The 2,395-nt window shown below is 58.2% G+C and carries 1 protein-coding gene; it reads left to right on the top strand.

Features of this window, described 5'->3' with window-relative positions:
• Window positions 1-2,395 (top strand): aconitate hydratase AcnA (gene acnA, locus JJU14_RS16520; protein ID WP_228614812.1); only part of this gene is annotated, 2,395 nt, incomplete at both ends.

The raw sequence follows: 2,395 nt of genomic DNA, 5'->3' as shown, positions 1-2,395 counted from the left end.
AGGATAAAAGCTCCAGCCGGGAAATTCAGTACCGGCCTGCCCGGGTGCTGATGCAGGATTTTACCGGTGTACCTGCTGTGGTGGATTTGGCCTCGATGCGCGATGCCGTGGCCAAAGCCGGTGCCGATCCCGAGCTCATTAATCCGCTATCTGCAGTGGATCTGGTGATTGATCATTCGGTGATGGTGGACAAGTTCGCCAATGCCGATGCTTTCGGTGACAACGTGGCGCTGGAAGTTGAACGCAATCGTGAGCGCTATGCCTTTTTGCGCTGGGGGCAGAAAGCCTTTCGCAACTTTCGGGTGGTGCCGCCAGGCACCGGCATCTGCCATCAGGTCAATCTGGAGTACCTGGCCAAAGTGGCCTGGACTGACGAAAAAGATGGTGATACCTGGGTGTACCCGGATACGCTGGTCGGCACCGACTCACACACCACCATGATCAATGGCCTGGGCGTGCTTGGCTGGGGCGTGGGTGGCATTGAGGCCGAAGCGGCCATGCTGGGTCAGCCGGTGTCGATGCTGCTGCCGGAAGTGGTTGGCTTTAAGTTAACCGGTAAGATGCCGGAAGGCACCACTGCCACCGATCTGGTGCTCACTGTGACGCAGATGCTGCGGGCCAAGGGCGTAGTGGGCAAATTTGTTGAATTCTTTGGTGACGGACTGGCGCATTTGCCGCTGGCCGATCGGGCCACCATCGCCAATATGGCGCCCGAGTATGGCGCCACCTGCGGCTTCTTCCCGGTGGATGAGGAAACCCTGAAATATCTAGAGCTGTCCGGTCGCTCGGAGCAACAAATTGCCTTGGTCAAGGCGTACTGCCAGGCGCAGGGCCTGTGGCATGATGCCAGCAAGGAACCGGTATTCAGTGCCGTGCTGGAGCTGGATTTGGCCAGCGTTACACCGGCACTGGCCGGGCCCAAACGACCGCAGGATAAGGTCGCCTTGCCGGATATTCAGAGCGTCATGCAACTGGAGCTGGAGCAGCTGAAAAACAAACAGCAGGCCGTGGCTATTGCCGGTATGGAGCATGCGCTGAAGCACGGCGATCTGGTGATTGCGGCCATTACCTCGTGCACCAACACCTCCAATCCCAGTGTGATGATGGCCGCCGGCCTGGTGGCTAAAAAAGCCATTGCGCTGGGTTTAAAGGTGAAGCCCTGGGTGAAAACATCCTTGGCACCGGGCTCCAAGGTGGTCACTGATTACCTGGATAAAGCCGGTTTAACCAAGCCGCTGGAGCAGCTGGGCTTTCATCTGGTGGGCTATGGCTGCACCACCTGCATCGGCAACTCCGGCCCCTTGCCGGATGCCATCAGTGATGCCATAGAAGAGGGCAATTTAGCGGTGGCTTCGGTGCTGTCGGGCAACCGCAACTTTGAAGGCCGCATTCACCCACAGGTGCAAGCCAACTGGCTGGGATCTCCGCCTTTGGTGGTGGCCTATGCACTGGCCGGTACCATGCTGATCAATGTGACCGAAGATCCGCTGGGAGAGGGCAAAGATGGCCCGGTCTATTTAAAAGACATCTGGCCGAGCCAAAAAGAAATTGCCGCGGCGGTAGCGCTGGTGGACGGTGCCATGTTCCGCAAGCAATACGCCGATGTGTTTAGCGGCGATGCCCATTGGAAAGCGCTGCCGGTCACCGAGGATCGCACCTATCATTGGGATAACCGTTCGACCTACATCCAGCAGCCGCCCTTTTTTGCCGACTTTGGCCAGCCGGTGCCAATAGAACCCATCAAAGATGCCTATGTGCTGGCGCTGTTTGGCGACTCCATCACCACCGACCATATTTCACCGGCCGGTGCCATCAAGGCCAGTTCGCCGGCTGGGCGCTATCTGCAAGAGCAGGGCGTGGCCGAGCAGGACTTTAACTCCTATGGCTCGCGTCGCGGCAATCATGAGGTGATGATGCGCGGTACCTTTGCCAATATCCGTATCCGCAATCAGTTGCTGCCCGGGGTGGAAGGCGGCGAAACCAAACACTTCCCATCCGGCGAGCAACTGGCGATTTACGATGCCGCCATGCGCTACCAGCAGGACAAAGAGCCGCTGGTGGTGTTGGCTGGCAAGGAATACGGCACCGGCTCCAGCCGGGACTGGGCGGCCAAAGGCACCCGTTTGCTGGGGGTTAAAGCCGTCATTGCTGAAAGCTTTGAGCGCATTCACCGCTCCAATCTGGTCGGTATGGGTGTGCTGCCTTTGCAGTTTAGCGACGGGGAAAACGTCGAGGTGCTGCAACTGACCGGCCAGGAGCGCTTTAGCCTGCCAGAGCTGGGCGCGGATTTAACGGTTGGTCAGTTGCTGACGGTTGAAGCCAAAAACGTCGATGGCAAGGTGAAACGCTTTCAGGTTAAATGTCGCATCGACACCGACAACGAACTGCAGTACTT

Source organism: Alkalimonas sp., assembly GCF_020831925.1.
Classification (GTDB): Bacteria; Pseudomonadota; Gammaproteobacteria; order Enterobacterales; family Alteromonadaceae; genus Alkalimonas.
The sequence above is the reverse complement of the archived record's forward strand: the minus strand, read 5'-3'. Positions and strand labels throughout refer to the sequence as shown.